The 2,500-nt window shown below is 54.4% G+C and carries 1 tRNA gene and 2 rRNA genes (1 of these 3 cut by a window edge); all 3 read left to right on the top strand.

From position 1 onward, the window contains the following. A 23S ribosomal RNA gene (locus HGI47_RS21805) occupies positions 1-2,050 on the top strand (it extends 742 nt beyond the left edge of the window). 131 nt (positions 2,051-2,181) lie between these two features. Continuing rightward, a 5S ribosomal RNA gene (rrf, locus tag HGI47_RS21800) occupies positions 2,182-2,296 on the top strand. 127 nt (positions 2,297-2,423) lie between these two features. Continuing rightward, positions 2,424-2,500: transfer RNA gene (locus HGI47_RS21795), tRNA-Met, on the top strand.

The following is a 2,500-nucleotide window of genomic DNA, read 5'->3' as shown; positions in this document are numbered from 1 at the left end:
GGTAACACGCACTGGAGGACCGAACCGTTGAATGTTGAAAAATTCTCGGATGAGTTGTGTTTAGGGGTGAAAGGCCAATCAAACCGGGAAATAGCTGGTTCTCCGCGAAATCTATTGAGGTAGAGCGTCGAATGTATGCCGTTGGGGGTAGAGCACTGGATGGATGCGGGGGTCGCGAGATCTACCAATTCTAACCAAACTCCGAATACCAACGAGACTTGTTCGGCAGACAGACGGCGGGTGCTAAGGTCCGTCGTCAAAAGGGAAACAGCCCTAACCTACAGCTAAGGTCCCCAAGTCATCACTAAGTGGGAAAGCATGTGGGAATCCCAAAACAACCAGGAGGTTGGCTTAGAAGCAGCCATCCTTTAAAGAAAGCGTAACAGCTCACTGGTCTAAACAAGGGTTCCTGCGGCGAAGATGTAACGGGGCTAAAGTGATGCACCGAAGCTTAGGGTTCGGACTTCGGTCCGAGCGGTAGCGGAGCGTTCCGTAGGCCTGAGAAGCGATCTGGTAATGGGTCGTGGAGGTATCGGAAGTGCGAATGCTGACATGAGTAGCGACAAAGAGGGTGAGATGCCCTCTCGCCGAAAGACCAAGGGTTCCTGCTTAAAGCTAATCTGAGCAGGGTGAGCCGGCCCCTAAGACGAGCCCGAAGGGGGTAGTCGATGGGAACCACGTTAATATTCGTGGGCCTGGTGGTGTGTGACGGATCATGTGTGTTGTCACTCCTTATTGGATTGGAGTGGCTTCGAAATGGTTCCAGGAAATAGCCCCACCGTATAGACCGTACCCGAAACCGACACAGGTGGTCAGGTAGAGTATACCAAGGCGCTTGAGAGAAGTATCCTGAAGGAACTCGGCAAATTGCCTCCGTACCTTCGGAAGAAGGAGGCCCTCACATTGCGCAAGCAGTATGAGGGGGCACAGGCCAGGGGGTAGCGACTGTTTAGCAAAAACACAGGACTCTGCTAAGTCGGCTTCAAGACGACGTATAGGGTCTGACGCCTGCCCGGTGCCGGAAGGTTAAGAGGAGGAGTGCAAGCTCCGAATTGAAGCCCCGGTAAACGGCGGCCGTAACTATAACGGTCCTAAGGTAGCGAAATTCCTTGTCGGGTAAGTTCCGACCTGCACGAATGGCGTAACGACTTCCCCACTGTCTCCAGGATATGCTCAGCGAAATTGAATTCTCCGTGAAGATGCGGAGTACCCGCGGTTAGACGGAAAGACCCCGTGCACCTTTACTGCAGCTTCAGAGTGGCATTAGGAAAGAATTGTGTAGCATAGGTGGGAGGCTTTGAAGCACCGGCGCCAGCTGGTGTGGAGCCATAGGTGAAATACCACCCTGTTGTTTTCTGATGTCTAACCCAGGACCGTTATCCGGTTCGGGGACCCTCTGTGGCGGGTAGTTTGACTGGGGCGGTCGCCTCCTAAAGAGTAACGGAGGCGCGCGATGGTAGGCTCAGGCCGGTTGGAAACCGGCTGTTAGAGTGCAATGGCATAAGCCTGCCTGACTGCGAGACTGACGAGTCGAGCAGAGACGAAAGTCGGTCATAGTGATCCGGTGGTCCCTCGTGGAAGGGCCATCGCTCAACGGATAAAAGGTACGCCGGGGATAACAGGCTGATGATTCCCAAGAGCTCATATCGACGGAATCGTTTGGCACCTCGATGTCGGCTCATCACATCCTGGGGCTGGAGCAGGTCCCAAGGGTTTGGCTGTTCGCCAATTAAAGTGGTACGTGAGCTGGGTTCAGAACGTCGCGAGACAGTTTGGTCCCTATCTGCCGTGGGCGTCGATACTTGAGAGGAGTTGTCCCTAGTACGAGAGGACCGGGATGAACATGCCTCTGGTGTACCTGTCGTTCCGCCAGGAGCGCAGCAGGGTAGCTATGCATGGACGGGATAACCGCTGAAAGCATCTAAGCGGGAAGCCTCCCTCAAGATAAGGTATCATCGAGTCGTGGTAGACCACCACGTTGATAGGCCGGGTGTGGAAGTGCGGTAACGCATGAAGCTAACCGGTCCTAATAACTCTGTTCATGCTTGAAGAGTCCCACCATCAATGACAGCCCTGCACGGTAACAATCTTACCAGCAGCGCGGTTGCGACGGACGGTTTTCCAGCCAGACACACATCTGAAGATACGCATCGATTAAAACAACATCCGCAGGCTCCATTGCCTGGTGACCATAGCGTCCGTGAACCACCCGATCCCATCTCGAACTCGGCCGTGAAACCGGACTGCGCCAATGGTACTAACGCTCAAGCGTTGGAAGAGTAGGGCGTCGCCAGGCATTGAAGCTTGCGTTTGTTGAAGCAAAAACCCATTCACAAATCCTTCCCATATCCGTCCCAGCATCAAAGCAAGGACGATAAGGGAACGACCATCGTGCCAGCTCACGCTCAAGCACGATACCCCAACGCGGGGTGGAGCAGCCCGGTAGCTCGTCAGGCTCATAACCTGAAGGTCGCAGGTTCAAATCCTGCCCCCGCAACCA

It is taken from the genome of Novosphingobium sp. ERN07 (assembly GCF_012641335.1).
Classification (GTDB): domain Bacteria; phylum Pseudomonadota; class Alphaproteobacteria; order Sphingomonadales; family Sphingomonadaceae; genus Novosphingobium.
The sequence above is the reverse complement of the archived record's forward strand: the minus strand, read 5'-3'. Positions and strand labels throughout refer to the sequence as shown.